This is a genomic window from Arthrobacter sp. H14, assembly GCF_000520495.1.
In the GTDB taxonomy this organism is placed as follows: domain Bacteria; phylum Actinomycetota; class Actinomycetes; order Actinomycetales; family Micrococcaceae; genus Arthrobacter_C.
The window spans coordinates 13,145-14,884 of sequence record NZ_KI914695.1 but is presented as its reverse complement, the minus strand read 5'-3'; the positions used below and the strand labels follow the sequence as shown (position 1 = coordinate 14,884).

The following is a 1,740-nucleotide window of genomic DNA, read 5'->3' as shown; positions in this document are numbered from 1 at the left end:
CCGGCGAGGGGGAACGCGCGGATCTGCAGGAGCAACTGAACGGATATATCGACGCCGCCCGCCAGCAGCGCGAAAAACTGGTACTCAATCTGGAACGAGCCGACGAGTTCCTGGACCTGCTCAGCGCCAAATCGTCGTCATGAGCGGAAGCGCGCCTGCCAGCAAGTCCACGGATGATGGTGATCCCAAACATAAGAGCGGATCTGTCCGCGGTAACCCATCCGGCCCCAGCCTTGGATTCGTCCGCGAGCGCCGATACTTCGAGCCTGAAGGCCAGCCGGACCTGCCGGAAGTTGCAATGCCCGCAGGCGATGTCACCGAAGGCGTGGTGCGCGTCGGTGCCACGGTCCGCCGTCCGCACCAGCCGACGTCGTTCGCTGTAGCTGCCTATCTCGACCATTTGGAAGCCGCCGGATTCGTCGGCAGTCCCCGCTTCCTGGGCCGGGACACCGCCGGACGCGACGTACTGACATTTCTGGAAGGTGCCGTACCTGCGAAGGAGCCCGACCCCTGGGTGCTGTCGCCGGAGTTACTCGCCTCCGTCGGCCGGCTGCTCCGGTCGCTGCATGACATCTCGGCCGGCTATGACCCATCCGAGGAGCCGTTTCCGCCCAGACCCATCCAGCAGGATCCGTTCGAGCTCGTCACTCACCTCGACGTCACACCGGAGAACGTCGTCGTCGGGAACGGGCAGGCCGTCGGGCTCATCGATTTCGATCTTGCCGGCCCTTCAACCCGGTACATCGATTCGTTCAACACGGCGATGCATTGGGTGAAGCTGCGGGATCCGTCGGATTTGTCCGGGGCATGGGCCGGCGTCGACCAGCTGGACCGGCTGCGCGTCTTTGCCGATTCCTACGGCTGGACAGCAGCGGAACGACGCCGGCTCCCGGAGTTTGGTGCCGACCGCGCCGGCCTGACCTGGAAGCGGATGGAGTTCAACGCCGTCCATGCGGGAGGCGGTTGGGCCAGGATGTGGAGCGAAGGCGTCGGCGACGTCATTCTCCGGCGTCGGGCGTGGCTACTCGGACAGGCCGACGTGATCCGCTCAGCCCTGCTCGACTAGCAGACTAGTGGCAGCAGTCGCAGTCCGGACCACAGCAGTCGTCCGGCTCGTCCACGGAACCTGCGACGACGGTGGCCGGCATCGCACAGCAGGCGTCACCCTTCCATGCGTTGATGCCTTCCTTCACCGCGATTCCGGCGATGACCAGTGCGGCAATCGGGTCTGCCCAGGACCATCCCAACAGACTGTTAAGCAGCAGGCCGATGAGTAAGACGCCCGACAGGTAGGCACACAACAGAGTCTGCTTGGAGTCCGCGACGGCGGAGACCGACCCTAATTCCCGGCCGGCCCGGCGCTGCAGCCAGGACAGTGTAGGCATAATCAGCAGACTGACGCCGGCAATAACCAGTCCGGCAGTGGAGTGTTCGGCCTGCCGCCCGGTGAGCAACGACATCACGGCGTTGAAGCTGACGAACGCCGCCAGGCCAAAGAACGAAAACGCGATGATCCGCAGGGTTACCTTCTCGCGCGCTTCCGGATCCGGACCGGCAAACTGCCACGCCACGGCCGCCGCGGAGGAAACTTCAATCACCGAATCGAGACCAAAACCAATCAGGGCCGACGACGACGCGGCAGCTCCCGCCCACAGCGCCACCACGGCTTCAATCACGTTGTAGGTGATAGTCAGGGCGACAAAGATCCGGATCCGGCGGGCGAGCACCGACCGCCGGCCA

Annotated in this window: 2 protein-coding genes; one reads left to right on the top strand and one right to left on the bottom strand. The window is 64.7% G+C overall.

Annotated features, from left to right (window positions below; all coding sequences use genetic code 11):
* The first annotated feature begins 139 nt into the window (after positions 1–139).
* Positions 140–1,066 (top strand): phosphotransferase, encoded by a 927-nt coding sequence (locus Y707_RS27795; protein ID WP_081745025.1) that lies wholly within the window; start codon positions 140–142, stop codon positions 1,064–1,066.
* Between the two features lie 4 nt (positions 1,067–1,070).
* On the opposite strand, the gene Y707_RS27790 is transcribed toward Y707_RS27795, so the two are convergent.
* The coding region (locus Y707_RS27790) for a cation efflux transmembrane domain-containing protein (RefSeq protein ID WP_051442234.1) at positions 1,071–1,740 on the bottom strand (670 nt) is incomplete at its 5' end.

Excerpts from the sequence above, each read along its gene's own strand:
- Y707_RS27795 (WP_081745025.1), top strand. The coding sequence starts at position 140 with ATGAGCGGAAGCGCGCCTGCCAGCAAGTCCACGGATGATGGTGATCCC.